Source organism: Rothia sp. HMSC078H08 (assembly GCF_001808955.1).
Lineage (GTDB): Bacteria > Actinomycetota > Actinomycetes > Actinomycetales > Micrococcaceae > Rothia.
In genome coordinates, this window is record NZ_KV795251.1 from 1 (window position 1) to 452 (window position 452).

Here is a 452-nt window from a genome sequence, read left to right on the forward strand (position 1 = left end):
GGTTTGGTGAGTCAAGACTACGGCCGTTATGAACTGACTGTGCGTGAAAATCTTCTTCTGGGTTTGTCGCAGGAGGCTGTTGAGCGTCTTGGTGATGCTGATTTGTGGTCGGCTTTGTCGGTGGCTTGTGCTGATGATTTTGTGCGTGGTCTTGAGGGTGGTTTGGATGCTCAGTTGGGTGAGTCGTTTGGTGGTGTTGGTCTTTCGGGTGGTCAGTGGCAGCGTTTGGCGTTGGCGCGTGTGGTTCTTCGGGATGCGCCGGTGTGGGTTTTGGATGAGCCGACCAGTGCTGTGGATGCTGAGACTGAGGAGGAGATTTTTGCTCGGTTGAAGGTGGCTGCTGTTGGGCGTTTGGTGGTGTTGGTGTCTCATCGTGCGTGGACGTTGCGTGGTGTTGATTCTGTGGTGGTGTTGGATGGTGGGTGTGTGGTGGAGCAAGGAACCTACCGGGA

Annotated in this window: 1 protein-coding gene; it reads left to right on the forward strand. The window is 55.1% G+C overall.

Annotated features, from left to right (window positions below; all coding sequences use genetic code 11):
• Nucleotides 1-39: 39 nt before the first annotated feature.
• Nucleotides 40-452, forward strand: a 413-nt coding sequence (locus HMPREF2528_RS02540; RefSeq protein WP_371259994.1) for an ATP-binding cassette domain-containing protein, incomplete at its 3' end; no start/stop codon positions are given.